The sequence below is a fragment of the Acinetobacter legionensis genome (assembly GCF_048551735.1).
In the GTDB taxonomy this organism is placed as follows: Bacteria; Pseudomonadota; Gammaproteobacteria; order Pseudomonadales; family Moraxellaceae; genus Acinetobacter.
In genome coordinates, this window is record NZ_JBIMBV010000116.1 from 1 (window position 1) to 270 (window position 270).

A 270-nucleotide genomic window follows, 5' to 3' on the forward strand; every position below is an offset into this window, starting at 1 on the left:
ATACTGGTGCATCTGCCAATTGGATATCTAGCGTATTGCCAGTGATCACTGTCTTGATGTTGCTGTTCGAACCTGCGCCTGTTAAGCCACCAGTAATATTCAGCGTTTCACCCAGTTTACGATCAACTGTACCGCTGTTACCTGTAAACGTTACCGGTTTGATCACTTCAGTGTTGAGGTTAGTTAATGCATCACCCACATTGTTCGCTGTGGTGGTCGTACCATCTGTTTTTGTAGTCACATAGCTTGGCGCACTGATCGCACCTGTCG

General features: G+C 46.7%; 1 pseudogene. It reads right to left on the reverse strand.

Annotated elements, in window-relative coordinates:
• A pseudogene (locus ACG9ZL_RS21265) lies at window positions 1–270 on the reverse strand (hypothetical protein); the annotation flags it as partial.